Source organism: Thermostichus sp. MS-CIW-40, assembly GCF_054058315.1.
This window is the reverse complement of record NZ_JBSSAC010000015.1, coordinates 1-13959: the sequence shown is the minus strand read 5'-3', so window position 1 is coordinate 13959 and position 13959 is coordinate 1. Positions and strand designations below refer to the sequence as shown.

General features: G+C 60.8%; 13 protein-coding genes and 1 pseudogene. 4 read left to right on the top strand and 10 right to left on the bottom strand.

Annotated features, from left to right (window positions below):
* Nucleotides 1–143: 143 nt before the first annotated feature.
* A complete protein-coding gene (locus ACVWXF_RS06600) occupies nt 144–1031 on the top strand; it encodes a leucine-rich repeat domain-containing protein (RefSeq protein ID WP_457411290.1) in 888 nt (295 codons plus the stop codon).
* Between the two features lie 13 nt (nt 1032–1044).
* On the opposite strand, the gene ACVWXF_RS06595 is transcribed toward ACVWXF_RS06600, so the two are convergent.
* The 4 genes from ACVWXF_RS06595 to ACVWXF_RS06580 all read right to left on the bottom strand — a co-directional run bounded on the left by ACVWXF_RS06595 (nt 1045) and on the right by ACVWXF_RS06580 (nt 6300).
* Nucleotides 1045–2271, bottom strand: coding sequence for a DUF3326 domain-containing protein (locus tag ACVWXF_RS06595; protein WP_457473973.1), 1227 nt, complete (start codon nt 2269–2271; stop codon nt 1045–1047).
* Nucleotides 2272–2324: 53 nt separating this feature from the next.
* Nucleotides 2325–3860, bottom strand: a complete 1536-nt coding sequence (gene hemG / locus ACVWXF_RS06590) for a protoporphyrinogen oxidase (RefSeq protein ID WP_457473972.1) — start codon at nt 3858–3860, stop codon at nt 2325–2327.
* Nucleotides 3861–3978: 118 nt separating this feature from the next.
* The gene (locus ACVWXF_RS06585) at nt 3979–5289 is read right to left on the bottom strand and encodes a homoserine dehydrogenase (protein WP_457473971.1); all 1311 of its coding nucleotides are present in this window, start codon (nt 5287–5289) and stop codon (nt 3979–3981) included.
* 204 nt (nt 5290–5493) lie between these two features.
* Nucleotides 5494–6300 (bottom strand): GvpL/GvpF family gas vesicle protein, encoded by an 807-nt coding sequence (locus ACVWXF_RS06580; protein WP_457473970.1) that lies wholly within the window; start codon nt 6298–6300, stop codon nt 5494–5496.
* 248 nt (nt 6301–6548) lie between these two features.
* On the opposite strand from ACVWXF_RS06580, the gene ACVWXF_RS06575 reads away from it, so the two are divergent.
* The gene (locus ACVWXF_RS06575) at nt 6549–7175 is read left to right on the top strand and encodes a DUF3318 domain-containing protein (RefSeq protein WP_457473969.1); all 627 of its coding nucleotides are present in this window, start codon (nt 6549–6551) and stop codon (nt 7173–7175) included.
* On the opposite strand, the gene surE is transcribed toward ACVWXF_RS06575, so the two are convergent.
* Nucleotides 7098–7904 (bottom strand): 5'/3'-nucleotidase SurE, encoded by an 807-nt coding sequence (gene surE, locus ACVWXF_RS06570; RefSeq protein WP_414374912.1) that lies wholly within the window; start codon nt 7902–7904, stop codon nt 7098–7100. The two genes, ACVWXF_RS06575 and surE, sit on opposite strands and share 78 nt — an antisense overlap.
* Before the next feature lie 175 nt (nt 7905–8079).
* Between surE and gap the strand changes: the two genes are divergently transcribed.
* Nucleotides 8080–9096, top strand: coding sequence for a type I glyceraldehyde-3-phosphate dehydrogenase (gene gap, locus ACVWXF_RS06565; protein ID WP_414330241.1), 1017 nt, complete (start codon nt 8080–8082; stop codon nt 9094–9096).
* 132 nt (nt 9097–9228) lie between these two features.
* Here the strand turns inward: gap and ACVWXF_RS06560 are convergent, their stop codons facing one another.
* From ACVWXF_RS06560 to dpsA, 5 genes are all read right to left on the bottom strand, one after another.
* Nucleotides 9229–10527 carry an AmpG family muropeptide MFS transporter gene (locus ACVWXF_RS06560; protein ID WP_414521989.1) on the bottom strand — a complete coding sequence of 433 codons (1299 nt, stop codon included), beginning with the start codon at nt 10525–10527 and terminating at the stop codon, nt 9229–9231.
* Nucleotides 10528–10839: 312 nt separating this feature from the next.
* Complete coding sequence (locus tag ACVWXF_RS06555; RefSeq protein WP_457473968.1) at nt 10840–11814, bottom strand: Gfo/Idh/MocA family protein; 975 nt, start codon at nt 11812–11814, stop codon at nt 10840–10842.
* Nucleotides 11815–11988: 174 nt separating this feature from the next.
* Entirely contained in the window at nt 11989–12639 is a 651-nt protein-coding gene (locus tag ACVWXF_RS06550) for a (2Fe-2S) ferredoxin domain-containing protein (RefSeq protein ID WP_414382186.1), read from the bottom strand.
* Nucleotides 12623–12901, bottom strand: a complete 279-nt coding sequence (locus ACVWXF_RS06545) for an Asr1405/Asl0597 family protein (RefSeq protein WP_457396474.1) — start codon at nt 12899–12901, stop codon at nt 12623–12625. The genes ACVWXF_RS06550 and ACVWXF_RS06545 overlap by 17 nt, the downstream gene beginning before the upstream one ends.
* 123 nt (nt 12902–13024) lie before the next feature.
* The gene (gene dpsA / locus ACVWXF_RS06540; protein WP_457441926.1) at nt 13025–13576 is read right to left on the bottom strand and encodes a DNA starvation/stress protection protein DpsA; all 552 of its coding nucleotides are present in this window, start codon (nt 13574–13576) and stop codon (nt 13025–13027) included.
* A gap of 248 nt (nt 13577–13824) precedes the next feature.
* On the opposite strand from dpsA, the pseudogene ACVWXF_RS06535 reads away from it, so the two are divergent.
* Nucleotides 13825–13959, top strand: a pseudogene (locus tag ACVWXF_RS06535) (RNA-guided endonuclease TnpB family protein); the annotation flags it as partial.

The following is a 13959-nucleotide window of genomic DNA, read 5'->3' as shown; positions in this document are numbered from 1 at the left end:
GAGTCCTTAGCCGGTTCCGGGCCAGAACTCTTCTACGTCGCGGTTCCCCTGCCCATAGCAACAACCCCGGCGGAGGCGGGACGGAGTAGGATGCTACCTTGGCAAAGATCCTTTGGAGAGCAGGGATGAAGCAGCAGAGGGGAATGGCTCGGCACGAGAGGTGGGCGGTGGGCCTGTTGGCGATCTGGGTTTGGCTGAGCTGGGGGATGGGGGCCTGGTCTGCTCCCCTTTGTCGGGATCCCCTCTTGCTGCGGCAGATCTTGGCAGCTCTGGGCCGTCCGGAGGTGAAGGTAGAGGAGGTGGCCCTTTTTGATCCGGATCAGTGCCTTGTCCAACTGGTGCTGGATCGTCAGGGGTTGAGCGGATCCCTGCCGCCCGAAATAGGCCAATTTCGCCGGTTGCGAGCCTTGTCCCTCAGCCACAACCAACTTTCGGGCCCCCTGCCGCCCGAGCTGGGGCAACTCAGCCAGTTGGAAAACCTGTTTCTCGACTACAACGAATTCTCCGGCTCCATCCCATCCGAGCTGGGGCAGCTGCGCAACCTGCGCGGCCTGTTTTTGGATCACAACCAGCTCTCTGGGCCTATTCCCCCCCAGCTGGGGCAACTGCGCCACCTGGAAAACCTCATCCTGCAAAACAACCGCCTCAGCGGCACCCTTCCCGGCCAACTGGGCCAGATGAGCTCCCTCAAGGGCCTGTTTTTGGATCGCAATCAGCTCTCTGGGCCTATTCCCCCCCAACTGGGGCAACTGCGCCACCTGGAAAACCTCTACTTGTCGGACAATCGCCTCAGCGGATCCTTGCCCCCCGAGCTGGCTCAGCTGAATCAGTTACGGGATCTGCGCCTGGCACGTAACCAGTTCACGGGAGAATTGCCGACCTTTTTGGCAGAACTGCCCCGACTGGAGCGGCTGCACATCGAGGGAAACCCCGGCCTCTGCTTGCCGGCCGCCCTGTCGGAGTGGTTTGCCGGCCTAAACCCGGCGGATCCCCTGCCGGCTCCCATCTGCTCATGGACTCCGTCCCGCTAACGCGACCGGTAGCCTACTGGGACTCCGTCCCGCTATCGCGAAAGGACTCTGTCCCACTATTGTGCTCTGCACCGCTGTCACGAACGCAACAGCGTCGCGTAGCAATAACGGCGCAAGTGTGGGATCCCAGCTTGTCCCGGGTGGAGGGGGAGAGCCGTAGCGACGACCAGGCCACTCCTGCTCGGTGGGCCACCACCACTCCAATCGCCTCTAGATAGGAGGTTACCGATACATGAGGGATCCCCAACTGGCGGGGGTGCACCTGCATCACGGTGGTGTTTTCCTCGACGGCAATGAAAAGCGGAGGACGGGCAAGGACTCCGTCCGTTCGCGTCAGCGGCGGAGCATTGTGGTGGGGTTGCGACAGCGTTGCGGAGCCATAACGGCTGGCCAGGTGCAGCAAGCCAGGCCCCCCAAAGGCAGTGGCCGGGGCAATGACGCTGTCCACCTGCTCTGCTGTCAGGTCGCCCGGTTGGGCGGGATCCCCGCTCTTGACGAACTGGGGAGCGTAGCTGAGGCCCACCAAAACCGAAGGCAAGAAGGTAAACCCCACCTCTTCAGCAGCAGCGCGGGGGTGAACCGGCTTGGGGAAAGTCTCAGGGTAGAAAGCGGGGGCATGGGCACAAGGGATCCGCAACTCCCGCACCACCAGGTGGCTGATCAGGGCTTCGACGCCGGCCAAGGGATCCACCCCCATTCCTTGCTCGTATTGGCTGAAGTCCAAGTCATCCGGAAAGCGGGCCACCACAGCAATGGCTTCTGCCCCCAGGCGAACCAGCTCCTGGGCAGTCTCCAAGAGAGCATTGGGCCGGGCCAGGGATCCCTGGCTGGCTCCTGAGGGGGAGAAGCCGACGGAAACGCCCAAGGGTTGGCGGGTCAAGCGCCAGGGGCCAATGTTGAGCCCCAAGGTGGCCTGAGCAGCCTGCATCACCTGCAGGTGGCGTTGTTGCAGATCGGGGGGGATCCCGGCATCCAGCACCACCCCAACACAGTTTTGGCGCACTGGCCGCAAATTCCACACCCCCGCACAGAACTGATCCAGGCCGTACCCTTCCACGTACAACACGTTCCCCATCGGCCAAAACAAACTGGCTCCGTTTAACACGTTGGGATGGGTAATGACCCGCTCTGCGGCTGCTGCCAGGGTGCGGGCAACAGGCAGGGCATCCCCGGCAAAACCACCGATGCGGGCACCAATGCCGGTGGGGATGAGCAGGAGGCTGGTGTAGGGATGGCTCATGCTGCTATGTCTACAGCACTCTATGCTGCTACACGCGAACGGGAACCGCACCGCTAACGCCGGACGGACAGGATCTGCTGGGCTAGGGCCTCGGCCCGCCGCACACAATCTCCCAAGGCCACGCCATCCAGGTAGTTGGCACACACCCACACCCCTGGGGTTTGGTCGGCCAGGCTGGCCTGCAATTGGGCAATCCGCTGCCGGTGGCCAAGCGTATATTGCGGGATAGCCTGGGGCCACAGGCGCTCTCCCAGGCGGATGGGTTCGACAGGGCGGGTGAGCAGGATCTGGCTGAGTTCTGCATGCACAATTTGGGCCCGCTCGTCGGGGGAGAGAGCTGTGATGGGCGGGATCCCTTTCTGGCGGGCAAAAGCCGCATCGGTGGCCCCCCCAATGAAGCTGATCAGGCAGTGATAGCCCTGAGGAGCCCGCTCTGGGAAGAGGGAGGAGGCCCAGATGGTGCCCAGGGTGCGCAGGCCCTGAGAGCGAGGGATCAGATGGCCAAACCCTCGCAGTGGTTGGGGGAGGGCTTCTTCTGGATAGGCCAAAGCCACCACCGCCACAGGCGGGTAGGGGATTTCCCTCAGCAGCCGGCTGGCCTGGGGGTTGAGATCCTGCAGGAGGGTGGCAGCAGCGTAGGCAGGGAGGGTGAGCACCACCTGTTGAGCCGCCACCCAGTGGATTTCTTCTGGGGCCGTGTGCTCTGCACCGCTGTCGTGTATGACGAAGCCCACCCGGTAGCCCGTCTCATCCCGCTTGAGATGCACAGCCCGCCAGCCCAGCCGCAGCGCACTGCCCAGTTTCTGGGCAATCGCCTCAGGTAGCTGCTGCAACCCCTGCCGCAGGTTACCCAGTTGGCCCCGCTTGGGAGGAGGTTGGATAGGGGAGTTGCCGCTGTCCTGGTGACGGGTTCGCGGGAGCGTCGCGTAGCGATAACGGCTGCGCAAAGCCTGCACAGCACCGGCAAAGAGGCTGCCGTAGCGTTCTTCCAAGCCGGCAATGCGGGGGAAGGCTGCCAAGGCGCTGAGCTGATCCGGATCCCCGGCATACACCCCTGAGGTGAAAGGTTCGACCAGCCGCTCTACCACCTCGGATCCCAGTTGCCGCCGGAAGAATTGCCGCACCGTTTCCTCTCCGCCTGGCGGCGGCGCAACAAACCCCAACAAGCCGCGCAAGGCCCGCAACTTGCCGCCCACGCTCAACAGCCGCGAGCCAATGGCTGCAGAAGGGCTCAGGGGCACCGGCAGCAGCTCTTTTTCCCAGTAGATGTAGCGGGGCAGCTTGGCATCGGCCAGCACCAGGTGCTCCGCCAAGCCCACCTCGGCAATGAGGTTAAGCAGGGCGGGGACGGGGGTAAAGCTGTTGGGGCCCTCTTCCCAGCGATAGCTGTCTTTGGATTGGGTGGAGATACAGCCCCCCACGCGGGAGCTGGCCTCGGCCAGGAGCACCGGCTGGGTGGAGTCATCCCTGGAGGATAGGCCCTGTTGCAGTCGCAAGGCCAACGTTAGGCCGCTGATGCCCGCCCCGACCACCACCACCTCGGCCTGCGAGGGCTGCGTCCCGCTAAAGTGCTCAACAGAAGAGTTCATCTTTTGGGTTCCAACGGGGTTTTCAATCCTCAAGAGTCAAACAATTATGCTCTGAGCCGCTCCCCGTCCCACCAGCGCGTTCGCGTCAGCGGTGCGGAGCATTTTGGATCTATAGCAGCTAGCGCAGCACCCGAAATAGGCTGGGGATCCCGGCTACCTGGGGCAGTTGTTGGATCTCGGCCAGCGCCTGCCGGCAGTCGGCCTCCCGGACGGTGTGGGTGAGAATCACAATCTCCGCCTGCTCTTGGTGACATTCCTTTTGGGTAATGCTCTCCAGGCTAACCCGGTGGCGACCGAAGCAGGTGCCAATCGCCCCCATTACCCCCGGCTGATCCTGAGCCAACACCCGCACGTAAAACTCCGACTCCAATTCCGAGAGAGGGATCAAAGAGGCGGCAGCGGGGAAGCAGGAGAATCCCCACAGCGGATTGGGGGCATCAGCCCCCGTTTGCCGGTGGGCAATCAGGGTCAGCAGATCGCCAACAACGGCACTGGCAGTCGGCCCCCGCCCCGCCCCCGGCCCCGACAGCACCACCTGCCCCAAAGGATCCCCCTGCACCAGGACGGCATTGTCCACACCGTTGATGTTGGCCAAGGGGTGGGTAGAGGGCAGAAGGGTGGGGTGGACCCGGATATCCAAAGCCATCTTCGCTGCCTCCCCGCCAGAGTTGGCCCTTTGGGCGATGGCCAAGAGCTTGAAGGTGTAGCCCCACTCGCGGGCATAGCGAATGTCGGTGGGGCTGATGCCGCGGATCCCTTCGCAGGGGATGGCTTCCCGCTTCACAGACACCCCGAAAGCAAGGCTGGCCAAAATGGCGATCTTGTCGGCGGCATCCCACCCTTCCACATCGGCGCTGGGATCCGCTTCGGCGTAGCCGTGGGCCTGGGCCAGGGCCAGGGCTTCCTCAAATGAGCTGGCCGCCTGGGTCATCTGGCTGAGGATGAAGTTGGTGGTGCCGTTCACAATGCCCCAGACCGCCTGGATGTGGCTGGCCTGCAGGGACTGTTGCAAGGGCTGCAGAATCGGGATCCCGCCCCCAACTGCCGCTTCCAAGAGCACCGAGACTTTGGCTTGGGCTGCCGCCTGAAAGATCTCCTCCCCGTGGCGGGCGATCACCGCTTTGTTGGCTGTGATCACCGGTTTGCCGTGGTCAATGGCTTTTAAGATCAAGGTGCGGGCCGGCTCCAAGCCCCCCATCAGCTCGATGACCACGTCGATTTCCGGATCCGACACGATTTGCTCCAGATTGGTGGTCAGGCGCTCAGGCGGGATCCGCACTTGCCGTGGCTTGTCCAAAGAGCGCACCCCCACCGCCGCAATCTCAACCGACTGCAAGAGAGGATGCCGGGGTTGCTGCAGAATTTGCACAACACCCGTGCCAACTGTGCCCAGCCCCAATAGCCCAACTCGTTCGCGGCAGCGGCGCATAGCGCTTTAGACCACAACTCTTCCTTTTGCCTGCTGTTCCCGTTAGCGGGACGGAGACCTTTGCCCTGTGAGGGCTCCGCCTCGCCAATGCAAACAGGAAGCGGACGGGATCCCCTCACCATTATCACGCTTGGATCCACGCTCTGCTAACGCGACCATGATCCGCATGCAGAGCACTTTGTTCGCGCTAGCGGGACGGCGTCCTTAGTTGGGATCTATAGACTTGTCCGCCAGAGAATCCCGCAAGGCACGGACAAAGTGATAAGGGGGCAAAGGGGCGCTCCAATCCAGTTGCCAATGGGGGTGCTGAGCCAGCCAGGTTTGGGTGAGCTGAAGGGCGGCTTCCCACTCGGCAGGGGTGAGCAAAAAGTAGAGCCGCAAGGCTTCTCCTGGCTGGGGATCCCCCCTTTGCACAGGCCAGGTGGAAGGCCAAAGCTGCTGTAGGGCTTGCTGCTCCTGCTCTTGCTGCTCTTGGGCCTGTCGTTGCTGGAGATAGGCTTGCTTGCGGGCCAACAGATAGGCCGTCCCGCTTAGGGAGGGCTGTGGCTCCGGTTGGGGCTGAGGTTGAACCCTTCCTTTGAGACAGTACTCGGCCCGCCCCCCAATGGCTGCCAGGGCTTGTTCGTACTCCGTCTGCCGGGACAGCAGATGGGATCCCAGCCTTTCTGCTGAGAGGAAGCAGGTGCCGAAGCGCAGGGGCAGCACCGGCATCTGGGCGAACAGCCGGCAGATCACCTGATCGTGGCGCAGGGCAGAACGCACCAACACCTCATCCGAGACTTGCAGCGACTCCGGATCCGGCATCGGCTCCACAGCAGCGGCAATTCGGCTGCCTGCCGGGGAGAACACCTGCACCGACCGATGGATCCCCTCGGTTTGCCGGATGAAGGGCAAAAGTTCTGGAGCTGGCTGCGGGAAGAAGGCGTAGGTGTAAAGGGGGCTGTTGATACTCTGCTCATTCCCGTCAGCAGTACGGAGCACTTGGGGTTCTGGCTGAGCTGGGAAGGTCATGGTCTCGGATTTAAGACGAGTAGGTAAGACGGGTAGGCTCGCCTTCCCAGTCTACGCAACCTAGGATTGGGATCTTTGAAACCTACAGGGTTCCACCTATAGAGTTCCACGGCCAGAGTTCCACGGCCAGCCTGGAGATGCGATAGACTAACCTCGCATCGGTTCTGCACAGGCTGGGGTGTCTGGGGCCGGAACAGGGCCTGTTTTTAGGCGGGCTCCCCACCCCAACCCCCCCAACAGGTGAGGCCATGACCAGCCGCCCAGATTTCCAACCCTTCGAAAAAGAAGAAACCGAACGGTTGCGGGATCTGCTCCCCGCTTCTTTCCGACCCTTGATCACCATTGTTCCCCACTTCGGGGGCGAAGCCCTGCTCATCTCCCGCCGCAAAGCCCCTTGGCAGCCCCAGGGCACAATTGCCATCGATTTTCGCCGTTGGCAAGGGATCCCTCAGCCACAGCGGGATCTGTTGTTTCTGCGGGAGGTGGGATGGCTGGGCAACCGCAATTGGTTGCAGCCGGGGTTTTACCAATCGCTGGCCTTGATGGGGGGCATCACCACCGTGGCGGAGCTCTCTTTGCAGCACCCCTTTTCCGCTCTGTTGGCAGGTGGCATTACGGCTCTCTCCGTCCGGCAGATCTGGCAAAACCTGAACCGGGAGAGCGCCCATTTCGACGCCGATGAATTTGCCCTGCGCCGTGCTCAGTTTCGCGGCTACACCCGACAGGAGGCCGCTCAACACCTGGCAGATGCCATAGAACAGGTTCTGAAGCTGGATCCCACCGACATCCTGACGGCGCTACGGCTGCAACGGCTGAGAACCATTGCCCGCAACCTGGCTTCTACCCCCCCCAGCGGAAACGCCTGGTCGCGTTAGCGGGACGGAGTCCTTGGCCAGTTGCACTTGGGTGATGGCCACCCGACCGGAGAAGCAGATGTCGGTATCGGTTTGGGGATCCCGAGCGCGCTCCGCATAGCGGCCCTGATAGCGAAACCACAGCGACTCTGCCCCATTTCCCTCGGCTTCCACCGCATAATCGAGCGGCAGGGGTTGGGTGCAGAGGGGACAATAGACCCGCTCCGGCAGAGGGGATCCGGCGGGCAAGTGGGGCAGGTTCACATTCCAAAACGCCCCCCTGGGCAGGGGTTGTTCCATCAGCTCCGCCAAGATTTCCCGCGTCCACCGCTGGGCTTGCTCCCAGTCGATGGGTTGGCCCCCTGCTCGGTATTGGGAAATGGCAATTCCCGGGATCCCCCGCATCGCCGCTTCCCGTACCGCTGCCACCGTTCCCGACAGGTACACATCCGATCCGAGGTTTCCCCCTTCGTTGATACCGGAAAGCACCCAATCCACCGCTGGGGCCAGCTTGAATAGGGCCACCCGCACACAGTCGGCAGGGGATCCCTCGACGGCAAAGGTGCGCTCGCCGCGGGCCAAGGCCCGAAAAGGTCGCCCCGTCGTCACCTGGTGGCTGCAGCCGGAAATCGGTTGGTGGGGGGCCACAATCCAACAGTGTTCTTCCGGGATGAGGGCGCTGAGGGCCAACTTGAGGTTGGCCAGCCCGGCAGCCTCGATGCCGTCATCGTTGGTCAGCAATACCTTCATTCCTACTTTTCCCTTCTGCCGGCAACTTCTTGGGTGAGTCCCAGTGGCAAATCTGGAGATCTTGGGTGCAAAAGCGATGGGGATCCCGTTCTTCTTCTACCCTATCCCTAGGGGGGTAGCGTCTCCCATGCCGCGTCCCTCGACCCACGGTATGAACTGACACTGGAGGATTGCGATGACCACACGGGTAGCCATCAACGGATTTGGTCGCATTGGGCGGGCCTTCTTGCGGGTGCTGCTGTCTCAGCCAGCTCGGGAGCTGGAGGTGGTGGCAGTCAATGACCTGACCGAACCCGACAACTTGGCCTATCTGCTCCAGTTCGACTCGGCCTATGGGCGCCTTCCCCAAACCGTGAGCGCGGTGGACGGGCATCTGCAAATCGGCAACCACCTGAAAGTCCGGGTTTTGGCAGAGCGGGATCCGGCGCAACTGCCCTGGAAAGATCTAGGGGTTGACCTGGTGGTGGAATCAACCGGCTTGTTCACCAAACGAGAGGGGGCGGCCAAACACCTGGAGGCCGGGGCCAAAAAGGTGATCATCTCTGCTCCTGCCAAAGGCCCCGACTTGACGGTGGTGATGGGGGTCAACGACGACCAATACGACCCAGAGCGGCATCACATCATCTCCAATGCTTCCTGCACCACCAACTGCTTGGCGCCGCTGGCCAAGGTTTTGTTGGATCGCTTCGGCATCGAGACCGGCTTTCTCACCACTTGCCATGCCTATACCGCCACTCAGGCAATTGTGGATCGCCCGGATCCCAAAGATTATCGGCGGGGCCGCTCGGCAGCGGTGTCGATTGTGCCTTCCACCACCGGGGCCGCCACGGCAGTGGCCGAGGTTTTGCCCGCCCTGAGAGGGAAGATGGATGGCCTGGCGCTGCGGGTGCCCACCTTGACCGGCTCGATTGTGGACTTTGTGGTGCGTACTGAGCAGCCCATCACCAAAGAAGCAGTCAACCAAGCCTTTATCGAGGCTGCAGAAGGCCCGCTGCGCGGCATCCTGGCCATTGCTCCGCCAGAGATCGTATCGGCGGATATCGTCGGGGATCCCCACTCTTCCATTGTGGATTTGGGATCCACCATGACCTTAGGGGATCGCACGGTGAAGGTGCTCTCCTGGTATGACAACGAGTACGGCTATGCGGCGCGGCTGGTGGATCTGGCGGCCAAAATCGGGGCTGCGCTGTAGGCAACCATCCCCGTTGCGTTCAAGGCAAGGCTACCGTCAGCAGCGAAGAAAGCAGGGCAGAGATAACGGGCTGCTCATTCGCCACCATGGGGTGGAAAGGCCAACGGTAGACACAGACGGCTGGAGGGGCAGCTACGGTTCAGAGGCTTCCCCTTTTGCAGCCGTGGCCAGGGCTGCAGTCGATGAAGGGGGGCCAAGCCACAGTAGGATCACCATCGCCGGAGCGGCTGTCATCGCCGTGATCAGATAAAACAAAGGCCAATTGACCGCAGCCGCCAAATAGCCTGACACAGCCCCGGCCAAGGTTCCCCCCACGGCAAACACACTGGTGAGCAAAGCATACTGAGTGGCACTAAATTGCCGATCGCAAAGGCTCATCAAAAAAGCCAGAAAAGCAGCCGTGCCCATGCCCCCAGCCATGTTGTCGAAAACGGTTGCCCCCAGCAGCAGCGGATAGTTTTGCCCCACCAACCCAATCGCTCCCAGGCCCAAATTGCCGATCCCTTGCAAGGCTGCGAAAATGAACAGGCAGCGGTAGGTGCCGATGCGGCTGACCCACTCCCCCCCCACAAAAGCCCCCGCCAAGGTGGCCAACAAGCCTATCCAACTGCGGATAATGCCCAGATCGCTGGTGCTAAACCCCGTCTGCAACAAAAATGTAGGGGTCATTTGCCCTGCCAAGCTGTCCGGCAACTTGAAGCAGACCACAAACAGCAGGATTGCCCAGGCCAGGCGATGCCGCCAGAAAGATTGAAATGGCTCGAGGATAGCCGCCCGCAAAGAGGTAGGCTTGAGGGCGCTGTTTTCCGGCTCAGGGGCCAAAAACGAGGTAATCAACCCGATCAACATCAGCAGCGCCATGATCCCGTACACCTGCCACCAGGGCAAATAGTCCGCCAAGATCAAGCTCACGCCACTGCTGACCAGCAGCGCGATGCGGTAGCCGAATACAAAAATCGCTACCCCTGCCCCCATCTCCCGCTCTGCCAAGATATCGGTACGGTAGGCATCCACCGCGATGTCCTGAGAGGCGCTCAAAAAAGCCACCAGCAACCCCACCAGAAAGATCGGGCGGGTGAAAACCGTGATTCCCGGCCAAGTCTGGGCCAGCTCTTCCCATCCCAGAGCTTCCAGCCAGGTTTGGGTCGGATCCTGAAAACCCAGTAGCCCTATGCTGAGCAGCAACAGCACCTGGGTCAGGGCCATCCACCCCCGCCGCCGACTGCCCCGCAGGGATCCCGGTGCCGGCAACAGAAATCGATCCAGAACAGGCGACCACAAGAACTTAAAGGAGTAGGGCAAATTGAGCAGGTTAAACAAGCCGATGGCAATGGTGGTCAAGCCCGCTTGGGTCAGCCAAGCATTCAAGGTGGTGTTGATCAGCAGCAGCGGCAAACCCGAAGAAAACCCCAACAGCAGCAGAACGCCCATCTTAGAGCTGCCGTAGACGCCCAACATCCGCCTCAAGACGCTTGCCCCCGCCTCAATCATGACTAGCCCTCCCCGCCATCCTGTCTATTTTCAGGGATCCCTGTATTGCCAGTATGGTCATTTCAATTAAACTAGGGCACTGCACCCACACCTAAAACTCTGAGTGCAGCAGGCTATAGGGCTTTTCAAGGACTCCGTCCCGCTGGCGCGATCAGCAGCCCAGGCGTCTCACCTTAACCTGAAATGACCATAACATCCCAGTGAAACTCCCCATTGCGTAGCTCCCCTCTCTCAAGGGGAGAGGGACTTCCCTTAGGGCCAATCCTGAACGCAAACCACCTGCTGGGTTTGGGCAGATCGCTCGGCTGCCTCGGCCACCGCCAGGGCGTGGAGCATGTTTTCAGTATGGATATAGAGGGGTCTGCCGTGGCGCAGGTGATCCAGCACCATGCGGGTGTCTTGCTCGAACAGGCCGTGGCGGGATCCCGTCTCTAGAGGGTGGGCGCTGCCGGGCCGCAACAACATTGCCTCTTCGCCGTTGATCAACAGGCCCCCCCGTTGGCCGTGAAACTCCAACAGCCGTTGGGAACACCACAGGGATTCCCCCTTGCCATACGTCAACACCGCCAGCAACCCATTGGCAAAACTCAGTTGGGCTGTGCAGTAGCAACTGCTGTAGCGGTGGGGCAGGTCCGGCCCGTCGTAGCGCAGTTGGCAGCTCACCCGTTCTACCCTGCCCAACAAGTCCACCAAGCGGTGGATGCGAGAAACGGCCCCCATGAGGGGGAAGCCAAACAACTCAGGCCGATAGGTCCAGCGATCGGGGGCGGGGTGGGTGGCGGTGAGAGTGATGTAGCGAACGGCAAACAGCTTGCCCAGCCCTTCCAGCTCTCGTTTCAGCAACAGGTGGACGCCGCTGATCAGCTCAATGTGTTCGACGTGCAGCAGCACCTGCCGCTCGGCTGCCAATTGCACCAAAGAACGTGCTTCGGCAGCGCTCAAGGCAAGGGGATATTCCACGACGGTGTGGATCCCGGCCTCCAGAGCAGCACGGGCAATGGCGGCATGATCCCGATTGATGGTGCTGACAAAAACCAGATCCAGCCGCTGCTCGCCCAACAGAGAAGACCAGTCCGAATAGGCGACGGCCCCCAACTCGGCGGCAAAAGCATCGCTCCGGTCGGGAGCTCGACCGGCAACAGCGACAATCTGCACTTGCCCATCTTTGCGCAAGGCCTCGGCCCGTGAGCGAGCTGCGTAGCCGGTGCCGATGATCCCCACCCGCAAGGTTTGTTCCCTCCCCTAGCCTGCCTCTGTCTGTAGCATCACACAGGAGGGATCCTTTGTACCACCCGGCAATCCGGATCTCGCTCCGCCTAGGTTTGCCGGAAAACTCCTGCTGCACCCTTTGATTTTGTGCCTACCTCACAGAGCTGTTCGCCGGTGGGGATCCCATGGGCGTTAGGAAGAAGCTGCTGCTTCAACCTCTTGGGGTTGCGGCGAGGAAAGCGGAAAATGCCGCTCCAACAAAGCCGGGATCCCTTGGGGGGAAACGCCGCTATAACGGGCTTTGTCGGGCATAAACACCACATGGGGGCCCCGTTTGCAATCTTTCATGCAGCCCACCCCCTGCACGCAAATCGAACCAGAGTAGGCGGCCAAGTGGGCGTTCAGGGCTTGCATCACCGCTCCGGCCCCACGCCGATAACAGTCGGATTTCTGGCAGACCAGCACCTTACCTTTGATGTCTGTACCTTTGATATCTCCTTTGATATCTGTGATGTTTGGAGCAACCGGTTCGGAAGCTGCCTCAGCCCCAGAAGCCGAAGACAAACCCCCCGCCCTCTCTCCGAGGGGAACCACCCGGTAAAGCACCCACTTCTCTCGCCCTTTGTGCGGATCCACCTCCCGCTCCCCACAGATCTGCACGGTGTCTCCAGGTTTGAGGGTGCGGTAGAGGGCAGAGCGCAGAGACTTGGGGATCTTGCCGGAAAAAACGTCCGCTCCGGCTTGCCAACGCAGGTACTTGAGCTTGCCGTCTTTATCGGGAAGAAATCCCAAAAACTGGCCCTCCGACTCAAACGGGATCCCTTGCTTAGGAAACTTGCTCATCTTGACCCCCAGCCTCCGTGTTGAGCTGCCAACAAACCTCTAGGCCATCCAATAGCTCCTGTCGCCGCGCTGTGTGCTGACGGATCACACTGCGCACCTGTAGAACAGCCAATGGAGTACTCACCTCCACCCGCAGACGACCATCTCCTGTACAAATCGCCGGGATCCCCAATTCCATCAGCCGCCGACCAACGCGCCAGCGCTCGCCCAGAGGAATGTTCAAGAGATAGCCGCGCTCAGAGTCCAGAAAGGCGGGGTTCATGGCCGGGATCAGCACCTCAGAGTAAAGAATAGTGAAGAGATGAAACAAATTCTCAATAGCCTTTCAAAAAAAAGCCAGAGGTTGGAAACTAGGCAGGCTCAAGCCCACCTGTAGACCCTCTGGCTAGGCTCTGCCGTTCATCAAGCCAAACACCAGGCTATCGTTGGCCAGGAAGTGATGGAGATGGAAAGCGCGATCCTCTGTCTTCAACAGGATCTGCTCGTAGAGGTAGCGGGTGGCCCGATCCCCAAGGCTCTCCGCCTGGGCTGCCTGCCGCCGCAGCAGATCGATGATGGCCTGCTCTGCCGCCAGGTCGTTCATCAACATTTGCCGTGCCTCAAAAGCTCCATCCGGCTCAGGGGTAAAGCAGCAAAGCTGGGCCAAGGTGGTAAAGCTGGCTACCGGCACACCTCCCAGCCCTTCTAGGCGTTCTCCCAGGTTGTGGACATGCTCCCTCACCTGCTCGTAGTGATCTTTGAAGAGTTGGTGCAGCGGATAGAACTCAGTGCCCTCTACCACGAAGTGATGCTTCTGGTACTGCAAGTACAGCCCCTGGAAGCTGGCCAGCAGGGCGTTCATCCCCTCGCAAACCGGCTGGGTTATCTCAGTGCCAAGCAAGACAGGATTGTCGCGCACGCTGTTGAAAGACTGGCGCAGGGTTGAAGTTTCGGACATAAAATTCTCCAGCACAAGTTAAAAGGAGCTGTGAATCCTAGAGCGCCCGCCATAGCGGGCCTGGGATCCTTGGGTGTTTATCCCCAAATCTAGCATAGTGCAGAAAATGGCTCTTGTGAATAATTCTCAATAAGCCCGTTGTTGCAGATCCCTTTGGAGTGGGATCAGCTAGAAATCGCAGGAGCCCCGCACTGTACTCGTAGGGTCGGTGTCGGGAGGAATGCGCTTTGATGAAGTACAATGAACTTATGAGCCAAGTCCTGACCATATCCTGCAAGCTCAAGGTGCCCCCGTCGCAAGCCGCCAAATTGGACGCGACGATGGATGCCTTTGTACAGGCATTGAACTGGGTCAACCAAAACACACCAGAAAAAGTAGTCAAC